We start from the raw sequence: 25,341 nt of genomic DNA, 5'->3' as shown, positions 1-25,341 counted from the left end.
TGAACATGCCCACGCCGTCCCGCTCGCTCGCTTCGTTGGCCGTCTCTGGCGCACTGGCCTTGTCCGCCCTGTGGCCCTTGCAGGCCCATGCCCTGTTTGGTGACGATGAGGCACGCAAGGCCATCGTCGAGCTGCGCCAGAAGGTAGACGCCAACCGCCAGGCCGCTGAGGCAGCGGCCAATGACTCGCGCGAGAACGACGCGGCCACGCGGCGCAGCCTGCTGGACCTGGCGAACCAGATCGAGCAACTGCGCGGCGAAATCGCGCGACTGCGTGGGCAAAACGAACAACTGGCGCGCGAAGTCTCCGAACTGCAGCGCGCCCAGAAAGACGTGCAGACCGGCATTGACGAACGCCTGCGCCAGGTCGAACCGATCAAGGTCGAACTCGATGGCCAGGCATTCACCGCACAGCCGGCCGAAAAGCGCGACTTCGACGCCGCCATGGACGCGCTGCGCAAGTCGCAGTTCGACGCCTCCACGACCGCCTTCACCGCCTTCCTGCGCCGCTACCCCAGCAGCGGGTACACCGCGTCCGCGCTGTACTGGCAGGGCAATGCCCAGTACGCCAGCCGCGCCTACAAAGACGCCGTGGCCACGCACCAGCGCATGGTCACCGAGTTTCCGCAGCACCCGCGCACGCCCGAGGCCATGCTGGCCCTGGCGAACAGCCAGGTCGAGCTTAAGGACACCAAGTCTGCCCGGCGCACGCTGGAAGACGTGGTGAAGAAATACCCGCAATCGGAAGCGGCCGTGGCCGCACGCGAGCGCCTCACCCGACTGCGTTGACGCAGAGGCCCCAGCCTGGGGCCTGGGGTGACGGGCCTTCTACAATCGCGGCCCATGGAACTCGCCCAATTCAACGCTCTGCACAGCCAAGTGCTCTGGGCGGCCTTCGCAGTGGCCGCCGTCTTCGGCTTCATCGCCCAACGCACCCATTTCTGCACCATGGGCGCCATCAGCGACATCGTCAACATGGGCGACTGGACCCGCATGCGCATGTGGGCCATGGCCGTGGGCGTGGCGGCCATTGGCTTCTATGGCATGGCCGCACTGGGCTGGATCGACCCCAAACAATCTTTCTATACCGCCGCACGCATCGTGTGGCTCTCGGCCCTGGTGGGCGGTGCGCTCTTTGGCTTCGGCATGGTGCTGGGCTCGGGCTGCGGCAGCAAGACCCTGGTGCGCATCGGCGGCGGCAGCCTCAAGGGCTTGGTGGTGTTCTTGGCCATGGGTGTGGCGGCTTTCATGACCTTGCGCGGCGTGTTCGCCGTGGTGCGCGTGAACACCGTGGACCGTGTGGCGTTTGAGCTGCCCGCCGGTGGCGCCTTGCCCAACTGGCTGTCCAGTGGCCTGGGTTGGAGTGCGGGCCAGGCCGGCTTGGTGGGCGCTCTGGTGGTGGGCGGTGCGCTGGTGATCTGGGCCTTGGCCTCGCGCGATTTCCGCCAGGCCAACAACCTGCTGGCCGGCCTGGGCATCGGCCTGACCGTGGCCGCCATGTGGTGGGTGAGCGGCCGCCTGGGCTTCGTTGCCGAACACCCCGAAACGCTGGACGCCGTTTTCCTGGGCAGCAACTCGGGCCGCATGGAGTCGCTCACCTTCACCGCCCCCATGGCCTACACCATTGACTGGCTCATCTTCTTCAGCGACAGCTCAAAGGTGCTGACCTTTGGCGTGGTCACGGTGGTGGGCGTGGTGGTGGGCTCGTTCGTGTCGTCGCTGCTGGACCGCAGCTTCCGCTGGGAAGGCTTCCGCAGCACGCAAGACACGGCCCTGCACCTGGTGGGTGGCCTGCTGATGGGCATTGGCGGTGTCACCGCCTTGGGCTGCACCATTGGCCAAGGCTTGTCTGGCCTGTCCACCCTCAGCCTCACCAGCCTCTTGGCCGTGGTCGGCATCGTGCTCGGCGCATTGCTGGGTTTCCGCTTCCAGATGTGGCTGCTGGAGCGCGAGTGACCCAGGCGCTTGAGCCCGCCGTGTTCGAGCGCCGCTTCGGCGGCTTGCGGCGACTGTATGGCGTGACTGGTGCCCAGCGCATCTTTGATGCGCACGTGGTGGTGGTGGGCATCGGTGGTGTGGGGTCGTGGAGTGTCGAGGCCCTGGCCCGCAGCGGGGTAGGGCGACTCACCCTGATCGATCTCGACCACGTGGGCGAATCCAACATCAACCGCCAGATCCATGCCCTGGACGCCACGCTCGGCCAAGCCAAGGCCGAGGCCATGCGCGAACGCATCGCGGGATTCAATCCCGGGTGCGAGGTGCAGGTGATCGACGAATTCGTCACCCCCGACAACTGGCCCGCCTTGTTGCAAGGGCAACTGCCCTCGGCCTTGATCGACGCCTGCGACCAGGTGCGCGCTAAGACCGCGATGGCGGCCTGGGCCATGGCCAACGGCGTGCCCTTCATCAGCGTGGGCGCAGCCGGTGGCAAGCGACGGCCCGAGGCGGTTGAAGTGGCAGACCTGGCCGACACCACCCATGACCCGCTGCTGGCCCAGCTTCGCTACCGCCTGCGCAAACACCACGGCGCTTCTCGCTCCGGCCGCATCGGCGTGAGTTGTGTGTTCAGCAAAGAAAGCGTGGCGCCGCCCGATGCCTCGTGCCAGATCGATGCGGTGGACGGCAGCCTGAATTGCCACGGCTATGGGTCGGCGGTCAGTGTCACGGCCACCTTCGGTTTGTGTGCCGCGGGCTGGGTGATGAATCGATTGGCTGCCGACACAAAAAATGCATCGGGTCTCGGAAGACACAAAAAATGACGCTATAATTTGAGGCTTCGCGGACAACGCGATGCAAGAACCCTTCGGGGGCGTTAGCTCAGTTGGTAGAGCAGCGGACTCTTAATCCGTAGGTCGAGTGTTCGAGTCACTCACGCCCCACCAAAACCTTCGGGTCTGGTGGTTCAAAAAGTGTTGGGACGTTAGCTCAGTTGGTAGAGCAGCGGACTTTTAATCCGTTGGTCGGCAGTTCGAGCCTGCCACGTCCTACCAAAGATTGAAGGGGTCTGACCGCAAGGTCAGGCCCCTTTTGTCTTTCTGGCTTGGCTGCCCTTGTGTTCCAGGGGCTCCCCAGCGCCTGAATTTCTCGGCCAACAAAAAAGGCCTGATCTTTGATCAGGCCTTTTTGATTGCGTGCCGGTGTCACCCGGCTTGCGCACCCTCGATGGCCTCGCTCAGTTCGAGCCAGCGCATTTCCAGTTCGTCCAGCTCGTCGCTCACGGCCTTGAGGCGCTTGCCCGATTCGGCGATCTCGGCCGGGGCCAGGGCTTGCGTCAGGCGATTTTCCAGAGCGGCTTTTTCGGCGTTGAGCGCGGCCATGCGCTTGTCCACTTGCTCCAGTTCTTTGCGCAGAGGCTTGAGCTGGTTGGCGAGTTGCTGGCGACGTTGGGCGTCCTGGCGTTTTTGTTCAGCGGGGGGCACTGCAGGGGCAGCGGCTGGCACCGGCGCTTCCCGCGCTTCTTTTTGCTCGGCGCGCTGGGCCTCTCGCGCCTGTTTGGCCACATCGAGCAGGTAGCGCTGGTAGTCGTCGAGGTCGCCGTCGAAGGGGGCGATGCCGCCTTTGGAGACGAGCCAGAACTCGTCGCACACGGCGCGCAGCAGGGCGCGGTCGTGGCTGACCAGCATCACCGTGCCCTCGAACTCGTTGAGGGCAACGGACAGTGCCTCGCGGGTGGCGAGGTCGAGGTGGTTGGTGGGTTCGTCGAGCAGCAGCAGGTTGGGGCGCTGCCACACGATCATGCAAAGCACGAGCCGGGCCTTTTCGCCGCCGCTCATGCTGCCCACGGCTTGCTTTACTTGGTCACCAGTGAAGTTGAAGGTGCCCAGGAAGTTGCGCAGGTCTTGCTCGCGCGTGGCCTGGCCGCTGAGGCGGCCTTGCGCGGTGCAGTCTTTCACCAGCCGGTTCATGTGTTCCAGCGGTGTTTCGTCGGGGCGCAGCACGTCCAGTTCTTGCTGGGCGAAGTAGCCGATGTTCAGGCCCTTGCCTTCGGTGATCTGGCCGGCCAGGGGCATCAGGTCGCGTGCAATCGTCTTGACCACGGTCGACTTGCCCTGGCCGTTGGCGCCCAGGATGCCGATGCGCTGCCCGGCCAGCACCGACTTGCTCACGCCGCGCACGATGGTGGTGGGCACGCCACCGGGCTCGCGTGGCGGGTAACCGAAGTCCACCGCCTCTAGCGCCAGCATGGGGTTGGGCAGGTTCTGGGGTTCGCTGAATTCGAAAGTGAACTCGGCCTCGGCCAGCACCGGCCCGATTCGTTCCATTCGCTCCAGGGCCTTGACGCGGCTTTGCGCTTGCTTGGCCTTGCTGGCCTTGGCTTTGAAGCGGTCAATGAACTTTTGCAGGTGCGCCACTTTCTCTTGTTGGCGCGCATACGCGGTTTGCTGCAGCGCCATTTGCTCGGCGCGCATGTCTTCAAAGCGGCTGTAGTTGCCGCCGTAGCGGTTGAGCTTGGCGCGCTCGATGTGCACGGTGACGTCGGTCACCGAGTCGAGGAACTCGCGGTCGTGGCTGATGACGAGCAGCGTGCCGTCGTAGCGCTTGAGCCAGGCCTCGAGCCAGACCAGGGCATCCAGGTCCAGGTGGTTGGTGGGTTCGTCGAGCAGCAGCAATTCGCTGGGGCACATCAGGGCGCGCGCCAGCTGCAGGCGCATGCGCCAACCGCCCGAGAAGCTGTTGACGGGTTTGTCGAGTTCGTCGAGCCGGAAGCCCAGGCCCAGGATGAGGGACTGCGCGCGGGCCGGGGCGTCGTGCGCGCCGGCGTCGTGCAGGGCCATGTAGGCGTGGGCCATGCGTTCACCATCGTCGGTGGCCTCGGCGGCGGTCACTTCTTGCTGGGCGGCCAGCAGGGTGACGTCGCCCTCGATCACGAACTGGGTGGCGGGCGTGTCGGTTTCGGGCATGTCCTGCGCCACTTGGGCCATACGCCAATGGGCTGGCACATGAAACTCGCCCTTGTCTTCGTGCAGGTTGCCGTCGAGCAGGCGGAAGAGGCTGGACTTGCCCGCGCCGTTGCGGCCGACCAGGCCGACTTTTTCACCAGGGTTGATGACGACGCTGGCGCCGTCGAGCAATACCTTGGTGCCGCGTCGCAGCACCACGTCTTTGAGCGTGATCATGGTTGAAGCAGGTCCTCTCGGGTGACGAGCAGTACCTGGTCGTCTCCGGCGCTGGTGCTCAGCCACACCACCGGCAGTTGGGGGAAAGCGGTCTCGAAGTGCTCGCGCTCGTTGCCGATTTCCAGCACCAGCACGCCACCGGGGCGCAGGCAGGCGGGCGCGTCGTGCAGCAATTGGCGCACGAAGTCCATGCCGTCGTTGCCGCCGGCCAGGGCCAGTTCGGGTTCGGCGCGGTACTCGGGCGGCAGGGCCTGCATGCTCTGTGCGTTCACGTAGGGCGGGTTGCAGAGGATCAGGTCCCAGGGGCCGGGGCATTGGCGCAGGCCGTCGGACTGCACCAGCTGGATGCGGTCTTGCAGGTGGTGGCGGTCCACGTTGATGCGGGCCACGGCCAGCGCGTCGGGGCTCAGGTCAGCCCCGGTGACTTGCACGTCGGGGTAGGCCATGGCGGCCAGCACGGCCAGGCTGCCGTTGCCGGTGCACAGGTCCAGCACGTCGTGGGTGTGTTCGCTCAGCCAGGGGTCGATGCTGCCGTCGGCCAGCAGCTCGGCAATGAAGCTGCGCGGCACGATGGCGCGGCGGTCCACGTAGAAGGGCACGCCTTGCAGCCAGGCCTCGTTCGTGAGGTAGGCGGCCGGTTCGCGGCTGCTGATGCGCTGCTCGATGAGGGCCAGCACTTGCGCCGATTTCTCGGGCGTGATGGGGCGTTGGGCCAGGGCGTCAAGGTCGCTGTCCAGCGGCAGGCCCAGGCGCCACAGCACGAGCCAGGCGGCTTCGTCGTGGGCGTTGGTGGTGCCGTGGCCATAGGCGAGTTGGGCCGCGTCCAGGCGCGCGGTGGCCTGGGCGATGAGGTCTTGCAGGTTCACGGGTGTCAGGCGCCGGTGGAGGCCGTCGCGGCAAGCCGCTCCAGGGTGCGGCGGTAGATGTTTTTCAGGGGTTCGATGTCGGCTACGGCCACGTGCTCGTCGACCTTGTGGATGGTGGCGTTGGGTGGGCCCAGTTCGATGACTTGCGGGCAGACGCCGGCGATGAAGCGCCCGTCACTGGTGCCGCCCGTGGTGGAGAGCTCGGTGTCGATGCCGGTTTCCGCGCGGATGGCCTCGCGCACGGCGTCCACCAGGGTGCCGGGCGTGGTGAGGAATGGGCGCCCACCCAGGGTCCAGGCGAGGTCGTAGTCGGCGCCGGGCTGCAGGCCGTGGCGCTGCAGCGTGGCTTCCAGGCGCTGTTGCAGGGCTTCGGGCGTGCTTTCGGTGCAGAAACGGAAGTTGAAGTCGATGACCACGGTGCCCGGGATCACGTTGCTGGCGCCGGTGCCGCCGTGGATGTTGCTGATCTGCCAGCTGGTGGGTGGGAAGAAGGCGTTGCCTTCGTCCCAGGTGGTGGCGACCAACTCGGCCAGCGCGGGGGCGGCCATGTGGATGGGGTTGCGCGCGAGGTGCGGGTAGGCGATGTGGCCTTGCACGCCCTTGACGGTGAGCTTGCCGCTGAGGGTGCCGCGGCGGCCGTTTTTGATCATGTCGCCGGTGCGTTGAACCGACGTGGGCTCGCCCACGATGCACCAGTCCAGCCGTTCGCCACGCGCCTTGAGCGTTTCGCACACCACCACCGTGCCGTCCACGGCGGGGCCTTCTTCGTCGCTGGTGAGCAAGAAGGCGATGTCGATGGCGGGCTGGGGGTGTGCGGCCACGAACTCTTCGCAGGCCACCACCATGGCGGCCAGGGAGGCCTTCATGTCACTGGCGCCACGGCCAAAGAGTTTTCCGTCGCGGTGGGTGGGCACGAAGGGGTCACTGGCCCAGGCGCTGGCCGGGCCGGTGGGCACCACGTCGGTGTGACCGGCGAACACCAGGGTGGGTTGCTGGCCTTGGCCCAGGCGGGCCCAGAGGTTGCTGACGCGGAAATCGTCGGGGCCGCTGTCCACGCGCTCGCAGCGAAAGCCGATGCGGCTCAGGCGGTCGGCGATCAGGTCCAGGCAACCCTCGTCGCGCGGGGTGATGGAGGGGCGTGCAATCAGGGCCTCGGTCAGGCGCAGGGTGTCGGTCATCAGAATTTGACGTCGAGGGTGAACTCGGTGAAAGAGGCGCCGTCGGGGTCACTGGCGTCGTCTGCCAGGGCCTCCAGCGGGCTGGCGCGGCTGGCCTGGAAGTCGTTTTGCAGGCGCCAGAGCAGGTTGTTGGGCGAGTCGGCGTGGGCGAGGGCTTCGTTGCGGCTGACCAGCCCGTCGTGCACCAGCCGGGCCAGGTCTTGCTCGAAGGTTTGTGAGCCCTCGGCCAGTGATTTCTCCATGGCCTCGCGCACGCCAGAGAAATCGGCCTTCTGAATCAGGTCGGACACCAGGGCGGTGTTGAGCATGATTTCCATGGCCGGCACACGCGAGCCGGTCTCGGTGCGCAGCAGCCGCTGCGAGACGATGGCGCGCAGCGCTGCGGCCAGGTCGCCCAGCATGGTGGGGCGTACCTCCACCGGGTAGAAGCTCAGGATGCGGTTGAGCGCCTGGTAGCTGTTGTTGGCGTGCAGGGTGGCCAGGCACAGATGGCCCGATTGGGCGTAGGCGATGGCCGCCGACATGGTTTCGCGGTCGCGGATTTCACCAATCAAGATCACGTCGGGTGCCTGGCGCAGCGCGTTCTTCAGCGCGATCTGCAGCGACGCCGTGTCCGGCCCGATCTCGCGCTGGTTCACCACCGACTTCTTGTTGCGGTAGGTGTACTCGATCGGGTCTTCAATGGTGAGGATGTGGCCGCTGGCGTGGGCATTGCGGTGGTCCAGCATGGCCGCCAGCGTGGTGCTCTTGCCGGCGCCGGTGGAGCCCACCATCAGGATGAGGCCACGCTTCTCCATGACCAGCTCGGCCAGGATGGGGGCCACGTTCAGCGTTTCCAGCGCCGGGATTTCGCCCGGCACGAAACGGATGACGACCGCGTAGCTGGAGCGCTGGCGAAACGCGCTGACCCGGAAATTGCCCACGCCTTCGATGAGCACCGCCGTGTTCAACTCGCCCGTTTCCAGCAGCTCTTCCATGCGGGTGGCGGGCACGATCTCGGCGAGCAGGTGGCGCGGCGCTTCGCTGGGCAGCACCTGGCTGTTGATGGGGATGGTGTGGCCGTTGATCTTGATCATGGCCGGCGCATTGGCCGTCAGGTAGACGTCCGAGGCCTTTTTGTCGGCCATCAGGCGAAGGATGCGCTCCATCGTTCCACTGCTCATGCCGGGTTCCTACGCTGTTGGGTGTCGATGGGGGCGCTGGCCACCGAGGTGGGGTGGCCAGCGGTGGCGCCGATCAGGGGCGCAGCAGGTCGTTCAGGCTGGTCTTGGCACGGGTCTGGGCGTCCACGCGTTTGACGATGACGGCCGCGTACAGGCTGTACTTGCCGCCGTCCTTGGGCAGGCTGCCGCTGATCACCACCGAACCGGATGGCACGCGGCCATAGCTCACTTCGCCAGTGGCGCGGTCGTAGATGGGGGTGCTCTGGCCGATGTACACGCCCATGGAGATCACCGAGTTTTCTTCAACGATCACGCCTTCCACGATTTCAGAACGCGCGCCGATGAAGCAGTTGTCTTCAATGATGGTGGGGTTGGCTTGCAGGGGTTCCAGCACGCCACCCAGGCCCACGCCACCAGAGAGGTGCACGTTCTTGCCCACTTGGGCGCAGCTGCCCACGGTGGCCCAGGTGTCGACCATGGTGCCTTCGTCCACGTAGGCGCCGATGTTCACGTAGCTGGGCATCAGGATGGCGCCCTTGGCAATGTAGCTGCCGCGGCGGGCCACGGCCGGCGGCACCACGCGCACGCCGGTGGCTTTCATTTCCTCGGGGCTGAGGTGGGCGAACTTGGTCTGCACCTTGTCGTAGAAGCCCAGGTCACCGGCGCGCACGATCTCGTTGTCTTTCAGGCGGAAGGACAGCAGCACGGCCTTCTTGATCCACTGGTGCACCGTCCATTGGCCCACGCCCTCACGGGTGGCCACGCGCAGCTTGCCGTTGTTGAGTTCGGCGATCACGTGCTCCACGGCGTCCACCACTTCCTTGGGAGCGGCGGCGGGGGAGAGCTGGGCGCGGTTTTCCCAGGCGTTGTCGATCAGGGTCTGGAGTTGTTGGCTCATGGGTGCTTGAAGGTTAGGGGAAACGAGAGATTCGGGAGATTGGGAGACGGGCGACTCAGGCGGTGGCTTCGGTGAAGGCCACGATGCGTTGCGCGGCTTCCAGGCATTCGTCCACCTCGGCCACCAGTGCCAGCCGCACGCGGCCGGCGCCGGGGTTGTGGCCATTCACGGTGCGCGCGAGGTAGCTGCCCGGCAGAACCGTGACATTGTATTGAGCGAGCAGTTCGCGGGCGAAGGCCTCGTCGGCGCTGAGGCCCGGCACTGCCTGGGCAAAGCGCTCGGGCACGCCGGCCCACAAATAGAAAGACGCATCGGGCAGGGCCACGTCAAGGGCCCGGGCAAGCAGGGGCGTGACCTGGGCGAACTTTTCGCGATATTGGCGGCGGTTGTCGATCACGTGGTGTTCGTCGCCCCAGGCGGCCACGCTGGCGGCCTGCACCACCGGGCTCATGGCCCCGCCGTGGTAGGTGCGGTAGAGCAAGAAGGGCTTGATCAGCGCCGCGTCACCCGCCACGAAGCCGCTGCGCAGGCCCGGCACGTTGCTGCGCTTGGACAGGCTGGTGAAGCTGATGAGGTTCTTGAAATCGGTGCGGCCCAGGCGCTGGGCGGCTTCCAGGCCGCCCAGGGGCGGCTCGTCGCGGAAGTAGATCTCGCTGTAGCACTCGTCAGACGCGATCACGAAGCCGTGGCGGTCGCTCAGCTCGAACAGGCGCCGCCATTCGTCCAGCGGCATCACCGCGCCGGCCGGGTTGCCAGGCGAGCACACGTAAATGAGCTGGGTGCGCGCCCACACCTCGTCGGGCACGCTGTCCCAGTCGGCGGCGAAATTGCGCGCCGGGTTGCTGGGCACGAAGTGCGGCGTGGCGCCGGCCAGCAGGGCCGCGCCTTCGTAGATTTGGTAGAAGGGGTTGGGCATGACCACCGTGGCACCGGGCTTGGTGGAGTCGATCACGGTCTGGGCGAAGGCAAACAGCGCTTCGCGCGAGCCATTCACCGGCAGCACCTGGGTGACCGGGTTCAGGGCGATGCCGTAGCGCCGCTGCACCCAGGCCGCGCAGGCCTCGCGCAAAGCCGGCTCGCCGGCGGTGGCGGGGTAGTTGGACAGGCCGCTGCCCAGTGCGTCGGCCAGCGCGCGCTTGAGGAAATCGGGGGCTGCGTGCTTGGGCTCGCCGATGCCCAGGCTGATGGGGCGCAGGGCCGGGTTGGGGGTGACGTCAGCAAAGAGACGACGCAGCCGCTCGAAGGGGTAGGGCTGCAGCAGGTTCAACTTGGGGTTCATGGCCCGCGATTATCGGGCTTGAACCCCATTGGGCGCTCAGCCCCGGCGTGAGACCGCGCCTCGCGCGACGAGGGGGCTTGCCTGGGCCTTCGGCCGGCGTGCCATGAGGTATTGCATGCCCTGGTCGAGGGCCAGCATCAGCACCATCAACACCGTGGCCACGATGACGAGCATGGGCAACTCGAAGGCGCTGATGAAGTCGGCGCCCTGAGGAATGGCCGCCCGGGCATCGGTGGTGCACACGAACTCGGCGCCCGCCATGCCGGTGTAGTGCATGGCGCACACCGCCACGCCCATGGCCACCGACGCCTGCACTCGGCGCGCCAGGTTGGGGGTGTTGAAGGCCAGCCACAAGGCCACGGTGGAGGCCACCACCGCGATCAGCACCGAGGCAGCCACCAGCAGCGTGTTCCAGGTGATGTAGCCATAAATCTTCAAGCCGAACATGCCCAGGTAGTGCATCACCACCACGCCCGCGCCCAGGCCGGTGCCGGCCAGGGACAGGCGGGGCAGGCTGTTGGGGTTGGCGGCGGCGTAGCGAACCGCCAGCATGGCGGCGATCACCACAACCCCCAGGGACACGAAGGTTTCGGTCATGGCGTAGCTGCTGCCCACGTCCATGCGCAGTGCCAGCATGCCGATGAAGTGCATGGACCAGACGCCCACGCCCCCCAGGCCCAAACCCACGGCCAGCAGATTGGCGCGGCTGATGCGACCGTTGGCGTCTTTCACGCGGTTCGCCGCGGTGAGGGCCACGAATGAGCCCACCACGGAGAACAGGAAGGAGAGGGCGACCAGTGCCAGGTCGAATTGGGTGTTGACGGGGGTGTTCATGTTGAAAGAGTTGTTTTGTGAACTAAGTGGTATCAAAAGATAACGTGCAGTTCAATTGTGTCCTATCTAGATTGAAATGGGGCCATGAGGTCCCTCGGGCAGGGGCGAAACCGCAATGCATTGGCCGTTCCGATGAAATTTGTCACGCTGCTTGGCATTCCCTGGGGGGTTTGACCCGCCAGTTATGATTTCCGGCCGCGTGCGCCCAGGCGCAGCGCCCTACGACCGTCGCCACCGGACCTGCCGTGCGTCTCAACTCGATCAAGCTCTCAGGCTTCAAGTCCTTCGCCGAACCGACCAACTTCATGCTCCCCGGCCAGCTGGTGGGCGTGGTGGGCCCCAACGGCTGCGGCAAGTCCAACATCATGGACGCCGTGCGCTGGGTGCTGGGCGAGTCCAAGGCCTCAGAGCTGCGTGGCGAGTCCATGCAGGACGTGATCTTCAACGGCACCAACACCCGCAAGCCGGCCAGCCGCGCCAGCGTGGAGCTGGTGTTTGACAACAGCGACCACCGCGCTGGTGGCCAGTGGGGCCAGTTCACCGAGATCGCCGTCAAGCGCGTGCTCACGCGCGACGGCAACAGCAGCTACTACATCAACAACCAGCCGGTGCGCCGCCGCGACGTGCAGGACGTGTTCCTGGGCACCGGCCTGGGCCCGCGCGCCTACGCCATCATCGGCCAGGGCACGATCAGCCGCATCATCGAGAGCAAGCCCGAAGAGCTGCGCCTGTTCCTCGAAGAGGCCGCGGGTGTCTCCAAGTACAAAGAGCGCCGCCGCGAGACAGCCAACCGGCTGAACGACACGCGCGAGAACCTGACCCGGGTGGAAGACATCCTGCGCGAGCTCAACGCCAACCTGGAAAAGCTGGAGAAACAGGCCGAGGTGGCGGCGCAGTACCACGCGCTCAACGCCAGCGCCACGCTCAAGCAGCAGCAGCTCTGGTTCCTCAAGCGCAGCGAAGCCGAGAACGACCAGGCCCGCGTCCAGAAAGACGCCGCCCAGGCCGTGAACGACCTGGAATCGCGCACCGCCGACCTGCGCCGTGTCGAGGCCGAGCTGGAAACCATCCGCCAGGCCCACTACGCCGCTGGTGACCAGGTGAACCAGGCCCAAGGCCGGCTGTACGAGGCCAGCGCCGAAGTGGGCAAGCTCGAAGCCGAGATCCGCTTTGTGGTGGAAGGCCGCCAGCGCGTCGAACTGCGCCTGAAGCAGTTGCAGGAACAAATCGCCTCCTGGGCCACGCGCAGCCAGGACGCCGAAGCCGAGCTGGAGCAGTTGGCCGAGCAACTGGTGGGCGCCGAAGAGCAGTCTGAAGTGCTGGCCGCCCAGGGCGAAGAGCAGGCCGGTGCCTTGCCCGCCCTGGAAGATGCCCTGCGCGCGGCCCAGGCCCGCGCCAACGAACAGCGCGCCAGCGTGGGTCAGGTGCAGCAGCAGATTCAGGTGCTGGCCGCCGAGCAGCGCAGCCTGGACGAGCAGAGCCGCGCGCTCAACCAGCGCCGCGAGCGCCTGGTGAACGACCGCAACGCGCTGGCCGCGCCCGACGAGGCCCGTGTGCAGCAGGCCCAAGACCAGCTCGCCCAGGCGCAAGAGCAGGCCGAGATGCTGGCCGCGCGCTTGCAAGAGCTGCAAGACACCGTGCCCCAGCTCGACGACGATCGTCGCGCCGCGCAGCAGGCGGTGAACGCCGAGTCGGCCCGTCAGGCCGACCTGAGCGCCCGCCTGGAGGCCCTCAAGGCCCTGCAAGACAAAGTGCGCACCGACGGCAAGCTCAAGCCCTGGCTCACCAAGCACGGCTTGGACGGCCTGCAAGGCCTCTGGAGCCGCCTGCACGTGGAGCCCGGCTGGGAAAACGCCCTGGAGGCCGCGCTGCGCGAGCGCCTGAGCGCGCTGTCGGTGTCTCGCCTGGAGATGGTCAAGGCCTTCGCCAACGACGCGCCGCCGGCCAAGCTGGCCTTCTACACCCCCACGGCAGCGGGTGCTGGCGTGCCCTCGGCCCCGGCAGGCCTCAAGCCGCTGGCGGCCTGGCTGTGCCTGAACGACGCCGGCCTGCAGGCCCTGCTCAATGACTGGCTGCACGGCGCCTTCACCGCCGCCACGCTGGAAGAAGCCCTGGCCCAGCGCGAACACCTGCAGCCCGGCCAGACCGTGTACGTGCCCTCGGGCCATGCGGTGTCGGCCCACAGCGTGAGCTTCTACGCACCCGACAGCGAACAGTCGGGCCTGCTGGCGCGGGCCCAGGAAATCGAAAACCTCGACAAGGCCTTGAAGGCTCAGGTGCTGCTGGCCGAGCAGGCCCGGGCCGCGCTGGTGCGGGCCGAGGCCGCCTATGCCGACGCCTCGCAGCGCCTGGTGGCCGCGCGGCGCGAATCGGCCGAGGCCCAGGGCCGCGCCCACGAACTGCAGGTGGAGGCCCTGCGCCTGCTGCAACAGGCCGAGCAAACCCGCGCCCGCAGCCAGCAGATCGAAGGCGACCTGGCCGAGGTGGACGCCCAGCTCGATGAGCTGCAGGAGCGCCGCGTGACCGCCGAGGCCCGCTTTGAAGAGCTCGACATGCAACTGGCCGACAGCCAGGAGCGGCACGCCCAACTCGACGACAAGGTGATCGAGGGCGAGCGCCGCCTGGCCCAGGCCCGTGAGCAGCAACGCACCCTGGAGCGCAACGCGCAAGAGGCCGCCTTTGCCCTGCGCAGCCTGCAAGCCCGGCGCGGCGAACTGCAGCGCGCGCTGGAGACCGCCGGCAGCCAGGAAAAAGCCCTGATCGAAGAACAGCAGCGCGCCCGCGACGAGATGGCCCGCCTGAGCGACGCCGCCGCCCAAGGCGGCTTGCAGCAAGCGCTGGACACCAAGGCCGAGCGCGAGCGCGAACTGGGTGCCCTGCGCAGCCAGTACGACGACCTCACCCAGAAGCTGCGCGCCAGCGACGAGCACCGCCTCAAGCTGGAGCGCGAACTTGACCCGCTGCGCAGCCGCATCACCGAGTTCCAGCTGAAAGAACAGGCCGCTCGCCTGGGAGTGGAGCAATACAGCCAGATGCTGGCCGAGGCCCAGGCCGACCTGGCCGCCGTGTCGCAAAGCATCGTGGAAGGCAATGTGCGCCTGACCGGCCTGCAAGGTGAGATCGACCGCCTGCACCGCGACATCCAGGCCCTGGGCGCGGTGAACCTGGCCGCGCTGGACGAGCTCACCGCCGCGCGCGAGCGCAAGACCTTCCTCGATTCGCAGTCGGCCGACCTGGTCGAGGCCATGACCACGCTCGAAGACGCGATCAAGAAGATCGACAACGAAACCCGCGAACTGCTGGGCAGCACCTTCGAGACCGTCAATGGCCACTTTGGCCGCATGTTCCCCGAGCTGTTTGGCGGCGGCAACGCGCGCCTGGTGATGACGGGCGAGGAAATCCTGGACGCCGGGGTGCAAGTCATGGCCCAGCCGCCGGGCAAGAAGAACCAGACCATTCACCTGCTGTCGGGCGGCGAGAAGGCGCTGACCGCCATCGCGCTGGTGTTCGCCATCTTCCAGCTCAACCCGGCGCCTTTCTGCCTGCTGGACGAGGTGGACGCGCCGCTGGACGACGCCAACACCGAACGCTACGCCAAGCTGGTCAGCGCCATGTCGGGCGAGACGCAGTTCCTGTTCATCAGCCACAACAAGATCGCCATGGAAATGGCGCAGCAGCTCATCGGCGTGACCATGCAAGAGCAGGGCGTGTCGCGCATCGTGGCGGTGGACATGGAATCGGCCGCCGGCATGCTCGAACCCACCTGAACCCCCTCTTTCCCATGAGCAACCTTCAACTCGGACTTGCGATTCTTGGTGGCCTCGTGCTCGCGGCCGTGGTGGCCTACAACGCCTGGGTCACCCGCCAGAGCGCACCGCGCACCGCCCGTGAGCGGCAGGTGGAAGCCGCTGAACCCGAAGCGCCCGTTGCCGCGACAGACGCAGACGATCGCATCGAACCCGTGCTGGGTGACATGCCCGCCGCCACCAAGCCAGAGGCCGAGCCCACGCTGGGTGCCATGGTCAGTGCGCCGGAAAAGCGCCCCGGGCTGGACGCGCTGATCGACGTCATCGCCCCGCTGGCGCTGGAGGCCGAGGTGTCGGGCGACGCCGTGCTGGCGGCCCTGCCGGCCACGCGTCGCGTGGGCAGCAAGCCCTTCGCGGTGGAAGGACAGAACGAAACCACTGGCGACTGGGAGGCCCCCCGCGCTGGCCAGCGTTACCGCGCCCTGCAGGCTGGGGTGCAATTGGCCAACCGCTCGGGCGCGCTCAACGACATCGAGTTCTCGGAATACGTGGTCAAGACCCAGGCCTTCGCCGATGCCATCGGCGCCGCGCCCGATTTCCCCGACATGCGCGCCGAGGTGTCGCGGGCACGCGAGCTGGACGCCTTCGCCAGCGGCCACGACGCCCAGCTCGGCTTCACCCTGCGAGCCCGCCGCGCGGCCTGGAGCCCCGGCTACGTGGCCCAGCACGCGGCCAAGCTCGGCTTCGTGGCTGGCGCCTTGCCGGGGCGCATGGTGCTGCCGGGCAGCGAGGCGGGACAGGCGCCCATCCTGAGCCTGGCCTTTGACCCGCAGGCCGCCATGGCCGACGACCCCGAACAAAGCGCCTTGCGCGAGCTGGCGCTGTCGCTTGAGGTGACCCACGTGCCGCGCAGCGAGCAGCCCTTCGTGCAAATGCGCCAGGTGGCCCAGGCCCTGGCCGAGGCCATGGACGGCGTGATCACCGATGACGCCGGCCAGCCCCTGTCGCGCGACGTGATGGACCAGATCGGCGCCGACCTCGAAAGCCTTTACGACGCGCTGGACGCACGCGACCTCTCGGCCGGCTCGGCCCAGGCCCGACGACTGTTTTCATGACCCACCCGGACTTGTTCGCCGACGAGCCTTCGCCGGCCCAGCGCGCGGCCGAGCTGCGCGCGCAGCTTCACCACCACGCGCACCTGTACTACACGCTGGACGCGCCCGAGATTCCCGATGCCGAGTACGACCGGCTGTTTCGCGAGTTGCAGGCCATCGAGGCCGCTCACCCCGAGCTGTTGACGCCCGACTCGCCCACCCAGCGCGTGGGCGGGGCGGTGCTCAAGTCTTTGCCCTCGGTGCGCCATGCGGTGCCCATGCTCAGCATCCGCACCGAAACCGATACCGAGGCCACGGGCGCTGCCGCGTTCGACGGCCGCATCCGCCGCGAACTGGGCCTGGCCGAGGGCGATGGCCCGGTGGAGTACGTGGCCGAGCTGAAGTTTGACGGCCTGGCCATGAGCCTGCGCTACGAGCGCGGCGTGCTGGTGCAAGCCGCCACGCGCGGCGACGGCGAGAGCGGCGAGGACGTGACGCACAACGTCCGCACCATCGGCCAGATTCCGCTGCGCATCGACGGCGCGGCCGCCACGGCGGGCGACCCGGTGCCCGCGGTGCTGGAGGTGCGCGGCGAGGTTTACATGCGCCGCGACGACTTTGAGGCCCTGAACGAGCGCCAGCGCCAGAAGATCGCCGCCGGTGCCAAGGGCGAAAAGACCTTCGTCAACCCGCGCAACGCCGCGGCTGGCGCGGTGCGCCAGCTCGACTCGGGCATCGCCGCCCAGCGGCCCTTGAGCTTTTTTGCCTATGGCCTGGGCGAGGTGGTGGGCGACCAGCGTGCGCCCGACACCCAGTTTGGCTGGCTCATGCGCCTGAAGGCCTGGGGCTTCCCGGTGGCCGAGCAGACGGCCGTGTGCCGAGGGGCCGACGAGCTGGTGGCCTTCCACCAGCGCATTGGCGCGCAGCGCGACCAGCTGCCGTACGACATCGACGGCGTGGTCTACAAAGTGAACTCGCTGGCGTTGCAGCAGCAACTGGGTTTTGTCACCCGCGAGCCGCGCTGGGCGGTGGCGCACAAGTACCCGGCGCAAGAGCAGCTCACCACCGTGCTGGCCATTGACGTGCAGGTGGGCCGCACCGGCAAGCTCACGCCCGTGGCCAAGCTCGCGCCCGTGTTCGTGGGCGGGGTGACGGTGACCAACGCCACGCTGCACAACGAAGATGAAGCCAGGCGCAAGGACGTGCGCGTGGGCGACACGGTGATCGTGCGCCGCGCGGGCGACGTGATTCCCGAGGTCGTGTCGGTGCTGCTGGACAAGCGCGAAGGCGAACCGCCCGTGTTCACCATGCCCCACGAGTGCCCGGTGTGCGGCAGCGCCGCCGTGCGCGAAGAGGGCGAGGTCGATTACCGCTGCACCGGGGGCTTGTTCTGCGCCGCGCAGCGCAAGCAGGCCATCCTGCACTACGCGCAGCGCCGCGCGGTGGACATCGAAGGCCTGGGCGACAAGCTGGTGGAGCAACTGGTGGACGCGGGCGTGGTGAATACCTTGCCCGACCTCTACAAGCTCGGCTTCACGGCCCTGGCCAGCCTGGAGCGCATGGCCGACAAGTCCGCCCAGAACGTGCTGGACGCGCTGGCCAAGAGCAAGACCACCACCTTGCCGCGCTTTCTGTTCGGCCTGGGTATTCGCCACGTGGGCGAGGCCACGGCCAAAGACCTGGCCCGCCACTTCGGCAGCCTGGACCGCCTGCTGGACGCCAGCGTGGACGAGCTGCTGCAGGTGAACGACGTGGGCCCGGTGGTGGCGCAGAGCATCCGCACCTTCTTTGACCAGCCGCACAACCGCGAGGTGGTGGAGCAGCTTCGCGCCGCTGGCGTGAGCTGGCCCGAGGGCGAGCCGGCCGAGCGCGCGCCGCAGCCCCTGCTGGGCAAAACCTTCGTGCTCACCGGCACTTTTCCCACGCTCAAGCGCGATGAGGCCAAGGCCATGCTGGAAGCCGCTGGCGCCAAGGTGGCCGGCTCGGTGAGCAAGAAGACCGACTACGTGGTGGCCGGCGAAGAGGCGGGCAGCAAGCTGGACAAGGCCCAGGAACTGGGCGTGGCCGTGATCGACGAGGCGCAGATGTTGGCCTTGCTGGGCACGGGCGGCGAAAGCGACGTCACTTGAATCGGTAGTGGTCGCGGTTGAGCACCGCGGCCACGGCCTCGATCTCTTCGGGGAAGAGTTGCAGGTTCAGTTGCGTGCTGCACATTTCCACCATGGTGCGCAACTGCTCGGGGTTGGTGACCTTGCCGCGCCGGTAGATGGCATCGCCATTGCCGCCCACCTTCTGCGCATGGCACTCGGCGCAGCGGTGCTGGGTGATCAGGCGCTGGCCCAGGGCCAGGTCGGCGCCAGCAAAGGGTTGGGCATGGGCGGGCAGGGCGCTGGACAGGGCGGCAAGGCCGGCAATCCAAAAGGCATGGGCGTTCATGGTGTCTCCTGCTTGGTGTCCAATGGTGGCTTCGACTGTAGCCCCCACCCACCGATTTGCCCATGGCTGTTCTCCCGATACTCAAAATGGGCGACGCGCGCCTGCTGCGCCACGCCCAGCCCGTCACCCGCTTTGACACACCCGAGCTGCATGCCCTGGTGCGAGACCTGCTCGATACCATGGCCGCGGCCAACGGCGCGGGCCTGGCGGCGCCGCAGATCGGCGTGGACCTGCAGGTGGTGATCTTCGGCAGCGACCAGCCCAACCCACGCTACCCCGAGGCGCCCGTGGTGCCGCGCACGGTGCTCATCAACCCCGTCATCACGCCGCTGGGCGACGAGGAAGAAGAGGGCTGGGAAGGGTGTCTTTCCGTGCCGGGTTTGCGCGGCGTGGTGCCCCGCTGGCGGCGCATTCGTTACCAGGGGTTTGACGTGCGCGGCCAGCCCATCGACCGTGAGGCCGAGGGCTTTCATGCCCGCGTGGTGCAGCACGAGTGCGACCACCTCTGGGGCAAGCTCTACCCCATGCGGGTGCGCGACTTCACCCGCTTCGGCTTCACCGAGGTCTTGTTCCCGGGCCTCGACGCCAGCGCCGACGACTGAGGCCGGGCGCGGCTGGCGCGCTCAATGCCGTTGCGGCGGGGCGGCCCTGGCAGGCCCGCGCGACAGCCGCACGAAGGCCCACACCGCCACGCTGGCGCCCGCCAGCATCACCAGCGCCATGGGGCGCGCATCCAGAGGGCCGGCGATGCCCACCAGGGGTGACACCGCCGCGCCCACACCAAACTGCAGCGAGCCCATGAAGGCCGACGCGGTGCCACGGGCATGTGGCACCTCAGCCAGGGCCAGGGCCAGGTTGTTGCCGAACACCAGGCCCAGGGCGCCGATGGCCAGCCCCATGAGCGCCAGGGTGGCGGCGGCCGATTGCAGCAGCACCAGGTTGGCTATTTGCAGGGCACAGGCTGTCCATAGCGTGCCCAGGCCAATGGCCAGCACACGGCGCAGCGACACCCGCCCGGCCAGCTTCACCGCCAGCGCCCCACTGGCCACCAGGGCCATCGCGTTCGCGCCAAACGCCAGGCCATAGGCCTGCGCCGACAGGCCCAGCACCCCCTGCACCACGAAGGGCGAGGCCGAGATGTAGGCGAAGAGGGCCGCGAAGCCGCCGCAGCCGGTGACCAGGTAGCCCACGAAGCGCCGGTTGCCCAACACTTGCCGACTGCTGCGCAGCAACTCGCCGATGCCGCCGCCGTGGCGCCCCTCGGGCGGCAGGGTTTCGGGCACACGGCGCCACGCCCCCAGGAACATCAGGCCCACCAGGGCGGCCAGCACGCCGAAGGTCAGGCGCCAGCCGCCCAGGGGCAGCAGCAAGCTGCCCAGCAAGGGGGCGGTGATGGGCGCAATGCCACCGATCAGCATCATGGCGCCCATCATCTTGGCCATGGACGGGCCTTGCACCGTGTCGGCCACGATGGCGCGCGCCAGCACCACGCCGGCCCCACCGCTGATGCCCTGCAACAGTCGGGCCACGATCAAGGCGTCCACCGTTGGCGCCAGCAGGCAGGCCACGGTGGAGGCGAAGCACAGCGCGGTGCCGCCCAGCAGCAGGCGGCGTCGGCCCCAACCGTCTGAGAGTGGGCCGACCAGCAATTGGCCCAGGGCCATGCCCAACAGGAAGGCGGTGAGCGTGAGCTGAATGCGGCTGGCGGGTGCACCGAAGTCGGTGGCCATGTCGGGGAAGGCCGGCAAATACAGGTCGGTGGCCAGGGGCGCCACGGCAGACAGCAAGGCCAGCACGGGCAACATGCGGACGGCCTGGGCAGGCAAACGGGTTTGAGGCGAGGTCAGGGAATCAGCGCTGGGCATGCATCGTGGGGAGGGAAGCGGCCTGGCGTCGGGCTGAGCCGCCGCGCACCAAGGGGTGGTGCGCGGGTGTGGGAAAAATCGAAGGCGAGGCTTGGCCTCAGCCCTCCAGGGTGTCGAGCAGGTCGGTTTCCAGGTCGATCTGGCGCTTGTTCACCTGCAACTGCGGGCCGCTGATGAGGAAGGTGTCTTCCACCCGTTCGCCCAGCGTGGTGATCTTGGCCAACTGCACGCTGATCTCGTAGCGCGCCAGCACGCGGGTGATGCAGTACAGCAGGCCGGCGCGGTCGCTGGCCGAGACCGACAGCAGCCAGCGCTGCGCCTTTTCGTCGGGGCGCAGGTCCACGCGCGGCTTGATGGGAAAACTCTTCACCCGGCGCGAGAGGCGGCCCATGGTGGGCGCCGGCAAGGGGCCGCGCTCGTCCACGGTCTGGGCAAGCTGGCGCTCGACCATGCCAATGAGTTCGCGGTAGTGCTCGGTCATGGTGGGCGCGATCACCTCGAAGGTGTCGAGGGCGTGCCCCTCCAGCGTGGTGTGCACGCGGGCGTCCAGGATGCTGAAGTTGGACGTGTCGAAGTAGCCGCAGATGCGCGCGAACAGGTCGGGCTGGTCGGGCGCGTACACCAGCACCTGCAGGCCCTCGCCCTCGGGCGAGAGGCGGGCGCGCACGATGCTGCGGTCCAGCACCTGGCCGGGCGCCAGGCGGGCCAGTTCCTTGGACAACACGCGGGTGTGCCAGGCGATTTCATCGGCCTCGTGGCGCATGAAGTAGCTCACGTCCAGCGTGTCCCACAGCGCCTTGTGGGCCAAGTGGGGCAGGGCGTGCAGGGCGAGTTGCTGCAGCGCTTCGCGCTTGCGGCCTTCCACTTCGGCGCCAGGGTCTGGCGCGCGGCCACCCAGGGCGCGCAGGGTGTAGCGGTACAGGTCTTCCAGCAGCTTGCCCTTCCAGGCGTTCCACACCTTGGGGCTGGTGCCGCGGATGTCGGCCACGGTGAGCAGGTACAGCGCGGTGAGGTAGCGCTCGTTGCCCACTCGCTTGGCGAAGGCGGAGATCACATCGGGGTCGCTCAGGTCTTCCTTCTGGGCCATGCGGCTCATGGTGAGGTGCTCGCTCACCAGGAACTCGATGAGGCGCGCGTCTTCGCGATCAATGCCGTGCTGGCGGCAGAAGGTGCGCACGTCCTTGGCGCCGAGCTCGGAGTGGTCGCCGCCACGGCCCTTGGCGATGTCGTGGAACAGGGCGGCCACGTACAGAATCCAGGGCTTGTCCCAGCCCGCGGCCAGTTGTGAGCAGAAGGGGTACTCGTGCGAGTGCTCGGCGATGAAGAAGCGGCGCACGTTGCGCAGCACCATCAGGATGTGCTGGTCCACCGTGTACACGTGGAACAGGTCGTGCTGCATCTGGCCCACGATGTGGCGGAACACCCAGAGGTAGCGCCCCAGCACCGAGGTCTGGTTCATCAGGCGCATGGCGTGGGTGATGCCTTCGGGCTCCATCACGATGCGGCGGAAGGTCTCGCGGTTGGCCGGGTCGGCGCGGAACTTGGCGTTCATCACCGGGCGGGCGTTGTAGAGGGCGCGCAGCGTGCGCGCCGACAGGCCCTTGATGCCCAGCGTGGTCTGGTAGATGTGGAAGGTCTCCAGAATGGCCTGGGGCTGGCGCAGGTACAGGTCATCGCTGGCCACCTCCAGCATGCCGCCCTTGTCGAAGAAGCGCTCGTTGATGGGGCGCAGGCGCTGCACGCCCGGTTCGGCGCTGGCCAGTCGTTCTTCGATGTTGAGCAGCAGGATCTGGTTGAGCTGGCTCACCGCCTTGGCGGCCCAGTAGTAGCGCTTCATCAGCGCCTCGCTGGCGCGGCGGGTGTTGCGGGCCGTCTGGTCGCCGGGGCCTGGCACCTGGGCCTTGAAGCCGAACGACTCGGCCACCGCGGTCTGCAGGTCAAACACCAGCCGGTCTTCGCGGCGGTGGGCCAGCAGGTGCAAGCGGGCGCGGATCAGGCTGAGCAGGGCCTCGTTGGCCTTGATCTGGCGGGCCTCCAGCGGCGTGGCCAGGCCCTTGCGGGCGAGCTCGTCCCAGCTTTTGCCCAGGCCGGCCGCCTTGGCCACCCACAGGATGATCTGCAGGTCGCGCAGGCCACCGGGCGACTCTTTGCAGTTGGGCTCAAGCGCGTAGGGCGTGTTTTCGTACTTGTGGTGGCGCTGGCGCATCTCCAGCGTCTTGGCCACGAAAAAGGCCTTGGGGTCCATCGCCGCACCCAGGCGCTGAACCAGGGTGCGAAAGCGCCGGGCCTGGCCTGCCAGCAGGCGGCACTCCAGCAGCGAGGTCTGGACGGTGATGTCCTTTCCGGCCTCGGCCACGCAATCGTCGATGGTGCGCACGCTGGAGCCGATCTCCAGCCCCAGGTCCCAGCAGTCGCCAATAAAGCGCTCCAGGCGCATCTTCAGCGCCTGGTCGGTATCGGGCTGGCTGCCGTCAGGCAGCAGCACCAGCACGTCCACATCGGAGTGCGGGAACAGCTCGCCTCGGCCATAGCCGCCCACGGCCACCAGGGCGAAGTCGGCGCCGAAGCCGGCGCGCTGCCACAGCTCGCGCAGCGTGTTGTCGGTGAGCCGGGCCAGGCGCTGCAGGGCGCGGCGAACGCCCCGGGTGGAGGCGCCGCTGACGCTGAGCTCGGCGAAGAGGGCGTTTTTGTCGTCGCGGTAACGCTGCCGCAGGTTCGCCAGCTCGGTCATGGGTCAGCCAGCGGAAACGGGGCTGCCCTTGACGAAGGCCGGTGGCGGCAGGTTGCCGGCCGACAGGGTCAGCACTTCGTACCCGGTGGGGGTGACCAGCACCGTGTGCTCCCACTGCGCCGAGAGCGAGCGGTCGCGGGTGACGATGGTCCAGCCGTCGCCCATTTCCTTGATGTCGCGCTTGCCGGCGTTGATCATGGGCTCGATGGTGAAGGTCATGCCGACCTTGAGCTCTTCCAGCGTGCCCGGGCGACCGTAGTGCAGCACCTGCGGGTCTTCGTGGAACTTCTGGCCAATGCCGTGGCCGCAGAACTCGCGCACCACCGAGAAGCCGTTGCCCTCGGCGTAGGTTTGAATGGCGTGGCCGATGTCGCCCAGGCGCACGCCCGGGCGCACCATGTCAATGCCCTTCCACATGGCCTCAAACGTGACCTGGCACAACCGGCGGGCCTGCACCGAGCAGGCCGCTTCGCCACCGATCAGGAACATGCGGCTGTTGTCGCCAAACCAGCCGTCTTTGATGACGGTGACGTCCACGTTGAGGATGTCGCCCTTCTTCAGCGGCTTCTCGTTGGGGATGCCGTGGCACACCACGTGGTTGATCGAGGTGCACAGGTGGCCGGGGTAAGGGGGGTAACCATTGGGCTGGTAACCGATGGTGGCCGACACCGTGCCCTGCTGCTTCATGTACGCGGCCGCGAGGCGGTCGATCTCCAGGGTGGTGACGCCTGGCTGAATGAAGGGGGTGAGGTAATCCAGCACCTCCGAGGCCAGTCGGCAGGCGGTGCGCATGCCGGCGATGCCGGCCTCGTCCTTGTACGTGATGCTCATGGCGCGCGATTATCCCACCGCACCCCACGCCCCACCGCCAGCAGGGCCGATGGGTGGGCCCCCCGGGTAAAATGCCGGTTTTTCCGCCCGTCCCCGGGTCAACGCACCTCAGGCTCCCAACGTGTCCCTGCACCTGCGCTTTTTCGACGGCGGCAACGCTGTCAGCGACTTCAAAGTCCAGCAACTTCTGCCCCGGCTGGCGGGCATCTCCGACAAGATCACCGGCCTGAGCGCCCGCTTCGTGCACTTGGCCTCGTTCGACGCCGAGCCCGATGCGGCCACCGTGCAGCGCCTGGGCGAGCTGCTCACGTATGGCGAACCCGCCACCGACACGCACCTGAAGCTGCAGGCCGACGGCGCCCCCGCGCTGCTGGTGATGCCGCGCCTGGGCACCGTGTCGCCCTGGGCCTCCAAGGCCACCGACATTGCCCACAACTGCGGCCTCACCCTGCACCGCGTGGAGCGCCTGGTGGAGTACCGGCTGGACCTGAAGACCGGGCTGCTGGGCAAGAAGCCCAGCCTGAGCACCGAGCAATTGCAGGCCGTGGCCGCGCTGCTGCACGACCGCATGACCGAATCGGTCACCACCGAACGCGATCAGGCCCGTGCCCTGTTCACCGAATTGCAGGCCGCGCCCATGGAGCACGTGGACGTGCTGGGGGGCGGCCGCGCCGCGCTGGAGCAGGCCAACACCGCCTGGGGCCTGGCCCTGGCCGACGACGAAATCGACTACCTGGTGAAGGCCTTCCAGGGCCTGGGTCGAAACCCCACCGATGTCGAACTGATGATGTTCGCGCAGGCCAACAGCGAGCACTGCCGCCACAAGATCTTCAACGCCCAGTTCACCATTGACGGCGCGCTGCAAGACAAGAGCCTGTTCGGCATGATCCGCCACACCCACCAGACCAGCCCGCAGCACACGGTGGTGGCCTATTCCGATAACGCCTCCATCATGGAAGGCCACGCGGTGCAGCGCTTCGTGGCCCGCTTTGACGGCCAGGGCCTGCCGGTTTACCAGGCCGAGCCGGCCACCCACCACGTGCTGATGAAGGTGGAGACCCACAACCACCCCACCGCCATCTCGCCCTTCCCGGGTGCCTCCACCGGCGCCGGCGGCGAGATTCGCGACGAAGGTGCCACTGGCCGCGGCTCCAAGCCCAAGGCCGGCCTCACCGGCTTCACCGTGGGCAAGCTCTGGGGCGGCCTGAGCGACCAGCCGGGCGGCAAGCCCGAGCACATCGCCAGCCCGCTGCAGATCATGACCGAGGGCCCGCTGGGCGGCGCCGCGTTCAACAACGAGTTCG

General features: G+C 67.7%; 18 protein-coding genes, 2 tRNA genes and 1 pseudogene. 10 read left to right on the top strand and 11 right to left on the bottom strand.

Translation table 11 applies throughout. The features are described 5' to 3' along the window. Positions 1-5: 5 nt before the first annotated feature. The 5 genes from ybgF to ACE3RQ_RS08145 all read left to right on the top strand — a co-directional run bounded on the left by ybgF (position 6) and on the right by ACE3RQ_RS08145 (position 2,989). The gene (gene ybgF, locus ACE3RQ_RS08165) at positions 6-788 is read left to right on the top strand and encodes a tol-pal system protein YbgF (RefSeq protein ID WP_374521472.1); all 783 of its coding nucleotides are present in this window, start codon (positions 6-8) and stop codon (positions 786-788) included. A 54-nt stretch (positions 789-842) separates the two neighbouring features. Continuing rightward, the gene (locus ACE3RQ_RS08160; RefSeq protein ID WP_374521471.1) at positions 843-1,955 is read left to right on the top strand and encodes a YeeE/YedE family protein; all 1,113 of its coding nucleotides are present in this window, start codon (positions 843-845) and stop codon (positions 1,953-1,955) included. Next, positions 1,952-2,758 (top strand): ThiF family adenylyltransferase, encoded by an 807-nt coding sequence (locus tag ACE3RQ_RS08155; protein WP_374521470.1) that lies wholly within the window; start codon positions 1,952-1,954, stop codon positions 2,756-2,758. Before ACE3RQ_RS08160 ends, ACE3RQ_RS08155 begins: the two co-directional genes overlap by 4 nt. Before the next feature lie 47 nt (positions 2,759-2,805). Continuing rightward, positions 2,806-2,881 (top strand) — tRNA-Lys (locus tag ACE3RQ_RS08150). A gap of 32 nt (positions 2,882-2,913) precedes the next feature. Then, a tRNA-Lys gene (locus ACE3RQ_RS08145) sits at positions 2,914-2,989 on the top strand. 150 nt (positions 2,990-3,139) lie between these two features. Here ACE3RQ_RS08145 and ACE3RQ_RS08140 read toward each other — a convergent pair. The 7 genes from ACE3RQ_RS08140 to ACE3RQ_RS08110 form a co-directional block, all read right to left on the bottom strand. Beyond that, the gene (locus ACE3RQ_RS08140) at positions 3,140-5,116 is read right to left on the bottom strand and encodes an ATP-binding cassette domain-containing protein (RefSeq protein ID WP_374521469.1); all 1,977 of its coding nucleotides are present in this window, start codon (positions 5,114-5,116) and stop codon (positions 3,140-3,142) included. Next, entirely contained in the window at positions 5,113-5,982 is an 870-nt protein-coding gene (gene prmB, locus ACE3RQ_RS08135; RefSeq protein ID WP_374521468.1) for a 50S ribosomal protein L3 N(5)-glutamine methyltransferase, read from the bottom strand. Before prmB ends, ACE3RQ_RS08140 begins: the two co-directional genes overlap by 4 nt. A gap of 5 nt (positions 5,983-5,987) precedes the next feature. Continuing rightward, on the bottom strand, positions 5,988-7,160 hold the full coding sequence (gene dapE / locus ACE3RQ_RS08130; RefSeq protein ID WP_374521467.1) for a succinyl-diaminopimelate desuccinylase: 1,173 nt from the start codon (positions 7,158-7,160) through the stop codon (positions 5,988-5,990). Beyond that, complete coding sequence (locus tag ACE3RQ_RS08125) at positions 7,160-8,323, bottom strand: PilT/PilU family type 4a pilus ATPase (RefSeq protein WP_374521466.1); 1,164 nt, start codon at positions 8,321-8,323, stop codon at positions 7,160-7,162. Before ACE3RQ_RS08125 ends, dapE begins: the two co-directional genes overlap by 1 nt. Positions 8,324-8,396: 73 nt before the next feature. Then, positions 8,397-9,221, bottom strand: coding sequence for a 2,3,4,5-tetrahydropyridine-2,6-dicarboxylate N-succinyltransferase (dapD, locus tag ACE3RQ_RS08120; RefSeq protein ID WP_374521465.1), 825 nt, complete (start codon positions 9,219-9,221; stop codon positions 8,397-8,399). Positions 9,222-9,276: 55 nt separating this feature from the next. Further along, positions 9,277-10,500 (bottom strand): succinyldiaminopimelate transaminase, encoded by a 1,224-nt coding sequence (gene dapC / locus ACE3RQ_RS08115; protein WP_374521464.1) that lies wholly within the window; start codon positions 10,498-10,500, stop codon positions 9,277-9,279. Between the two features lie 36 nt (positions 10,501-10,536). Further along, on the bottom strand, positions 10,537-11,334 hold the full coding sequence (locus ACE3RQ_RS08110; protein WP_374521463.1) for an MHYT domain-containing protein: 798 nt from the start codon (positions 11,332-11,334) through the stop codon (positions 10,537-10,539). Between the two features lie 245 nt (positions 11,335-11,579). Here ACE3RQ_RS08110 and smc point away from each other — a divergent pair, with 245 nt between their 5' ends. The 3 genes from smc to ligA are packed head-to-tail and all read left to right on the top strand — an operon-like array spanning position 11,580 to position 18,303. Beyond that, positions 11,580-15,101, top strand: a complete 3,522-nt coding sequence (gene smc, locus ACE3RQ_RS08105) for a chromosome segregation protein SMC (RefSeq protein WP_374521462.1) — start codon at positions 11,580-11,582, stop codon at positions 15,099-15,101. A 14-nt stretch (positions 15,102-15,115) separates the two neighbouring features. Continuing rightward, positions 15,116-16,195, top strand: coding sequence for a cell division protein ZipA C-terminal FtsZ-binding domain-containing protein (locus ACE3RQ_RS08100; RefSeq protein ID WP_374521461.1), 1,080 nt, complete (start codon positions 15,116-15,118; stop codon positions 16,193-16,195). Further along, entirely contained in the window at positions 16,192-18,303 is a 2,112-nt protein-coding gene (gene ligA / locus ACE3RQ_RS08095; protein ID WP_374521460.1) for an NAD-dependent DNA ligase LigA, read from the top strand. The genes ACE3RQ_RS08100 and ligA overlap by 4 nt, the downstream gene beginning before the upstream one ends. On the opposite strand, the gene ACE3RQ_RS08090 is transcribed toward ligA, so the two are convergent. After that, on the bottom strand, positions 18,296-18,610 hold the full coding sequence (locus tag ACE3RQ_RS08090; protein ID WP_374521459.1) for a cytochrome c: 315 nt from the start codon (positions 18,608-18,610) through the stop codon (positions 18,296-18,298). The genes ligA and ACE3RQ_RS08090 overlap by 8 nt on opposite strands. A gap of 62 nt (positions 18,611-18,672) precedes the next feature. Here ACE3RQ_RS08090 and def point away from each other — a divergent pair, with 62 nt between their 5' ends. Then, positions 18,673-19,212, top strand: coding sequence for a peptide deformylase (gene def / locus ACE3RQ_RS08085; protein WP_374521458.1), 540 nt, complete (start codon positions 18,673-18,675; stop codon positions 19,210-19,212). 21 nt (positions 19,213-19,233) lie between these two features. Here the strand turns inward: def and ACE3RQ_RS08080 are convergent, their stop codons facing one another. The 3 genes from ACE3RQ_RS08080 to map form a co-directional block, all read right to left on the bottom strand. After that, a complete protein-coding gene (locus ACE3RQ_RS08080; RefSeq protein WP_374521457.1) occupies positions 19,234-20,415 on the bottom strand; it encodes a multidrug effflux MFS transporter in 1,182 nt (393 codons plus the stop codon). Between the two features lie 157 nt (positions 20,416-20,572). Continuing rightward, positions 20,573-23,206: a [protein-PII] uridylyltransferase gene (locus ACE3RQ_RS08075; RefSeq protein ID WP_374521456.1), complete on the bottom strand. Its 2,634-nt coding sequence runs from the start codon at positions 23,204-23,206 to the stop codon at positions 20,573-20,575. 3 nt (positions 23,207-23,209) lie between these two features. Then, complete coding sequence (map, locus tag ACE3RQ_RS08070; protein ID WP_374521455.1) at positions 23,210-24,037, bottom strand: type I methionyl aminopeptidase; 828 nt, start codon at positions 24,035-24,037, stop codon at positions 23,210-23,212. 121 nt (positions 24,038-24,158) lie between these two features. Between map and ACE3RQ_RS08065 the strand changes: the two are divergent. After that, positions 24,159-25,341 (top strand): annotated as a pseudogene (locus ACE3RQ_RS08065) (phosphoribosylformylglycinamidine synthase); the annotation flags it as partial.

The sequence above is a fragment of the Hydrogenophaga sp. genome (assembly GCF_041913525.1).
In the GTDB taxonomy this organism is placed as follows: Bacteria; Pseudomonadota; Gammaproteobacteria; order Burkholderiales; family Burkholderiaceae_C; genus Hydrogenophaga.
Note: the sequence above shows the minus strand (reverse complement) of the source record. Positions and strands in the feature narration are given on the sequence as shown.

What these genes read in the sequence shown, in the direction of transcription:
- ybgF (WP_374521472.1), top strand. Translation starts at nt 6, where the DNA reads ATGCCCACGCCGTCCCGCTCGCTCGCTTCGTTGGCCGTCTCTGGCGCA.
- ACE3RQ_RS08160 (WP_374521471.1), top strand. Translation starts at nt 843, where the DNA reads ATGGAACTCGCCCAATTCAACGCTCTGCACAGCCAAGTGCTCTGGGCG.
- ACE3RQ_RS08140 (WP_374521469.1), bottom strand. Translation starts at nt 5,116, where the DNA reads ATGATCACGCTCAAAGACGTGGTGCTGCGACGCGGCACCAAGGTATTG.
- dapE (WP_374521467.1), bottom strand. Translation starts at nt 7,160, where the DNA reads ATGACCGACACCCTGCGCCTGACCGAGGCCCTGATTGCACGCCCCTCC.
- ACE3RQ_RS08125 (WP_374521466.1), bottom strand. Translation starts at nt 8,323, where the DNA reads ATGAGCAGTGGAACGATGGAGCGCATCCTTCGCCTGATGGCCGACAAA.
- dapD (WP_374521465.1), bottom strand. Translation starts at nt 9,221, where the DNA reads ATGAGCCAACAACTCCAGACCCTGATCGACAACGCCTGGGAAAACCGC.
- dapC (WP_374521464.1), bottom strand. Translation starts at nt 10,500, where the DNA reads ATGAACCCCAAGTTGAACCTGCTGCAGCCCTACCCCTTCGAGCGGCTG.
- ACE3RQ_RS08110 (WP_374521463.1), bottom strand. Translation starts at nt 11,334, where the DNA reads ATGAACACCCCCGTCAACACCCAATTCGACCTGGCACTGGTCGCCCTC.
- ACE3RQ_RS08100 (WP_374521461.1), top strand. Translation starts at nt 15,116, where the DNA reads ATGAGCAACCTTCAACTCGGACTTGCGATTCTTGGTGGCCTCGTGCTC.
- ligA (WP_374521460.1), top strand. Translation starts at nt 16,192, where the DNA reads ATGACCCACCCGGACTTGTTCGCCGACGAGCCTTCGCCGGCCCAGCGC.
- ACE3RQ_RS08090 (WP_374521459.1), bottom strand. Translation starts at nt 18,610, where the DNA reads ATGAACGCCCATGCCTTTTGGATTGCCGGCCTTGCCGCCCTGTCCAGC.
- def (WP_374521458.1), top strand. Translation starts at nt 18,673, where the DNA reads ATGGCTGTTCTCCCGATACTCAAAATGGGCGACGCGCGCCTGCTGCGC.
- ACE3RQ_RS08080 (WP_374521457.1), bottom strand. Translation starts at nt 20,415, where the DNA reads ATGTTGCCCGTGCTGGCCTTGCTGTCTGCCGTGGCGCCCCTGGCCACC.
- ACE3RQ_RS08075 (WP_374521456.1), bottom strand. Translation starts at nt 23,206, where the DNA reads ATGACCGAGCTGGCGAACCTGCGGCAGCGTTACCGCGACGACAAAAAC.
- map (WP_374521455.1), bottom strand. Translation starts at nt 24,037, where the DNA reads ATGAGCATCACGTACAAGGACGAGGCCGGCATCGCCGGCATGCGCACC.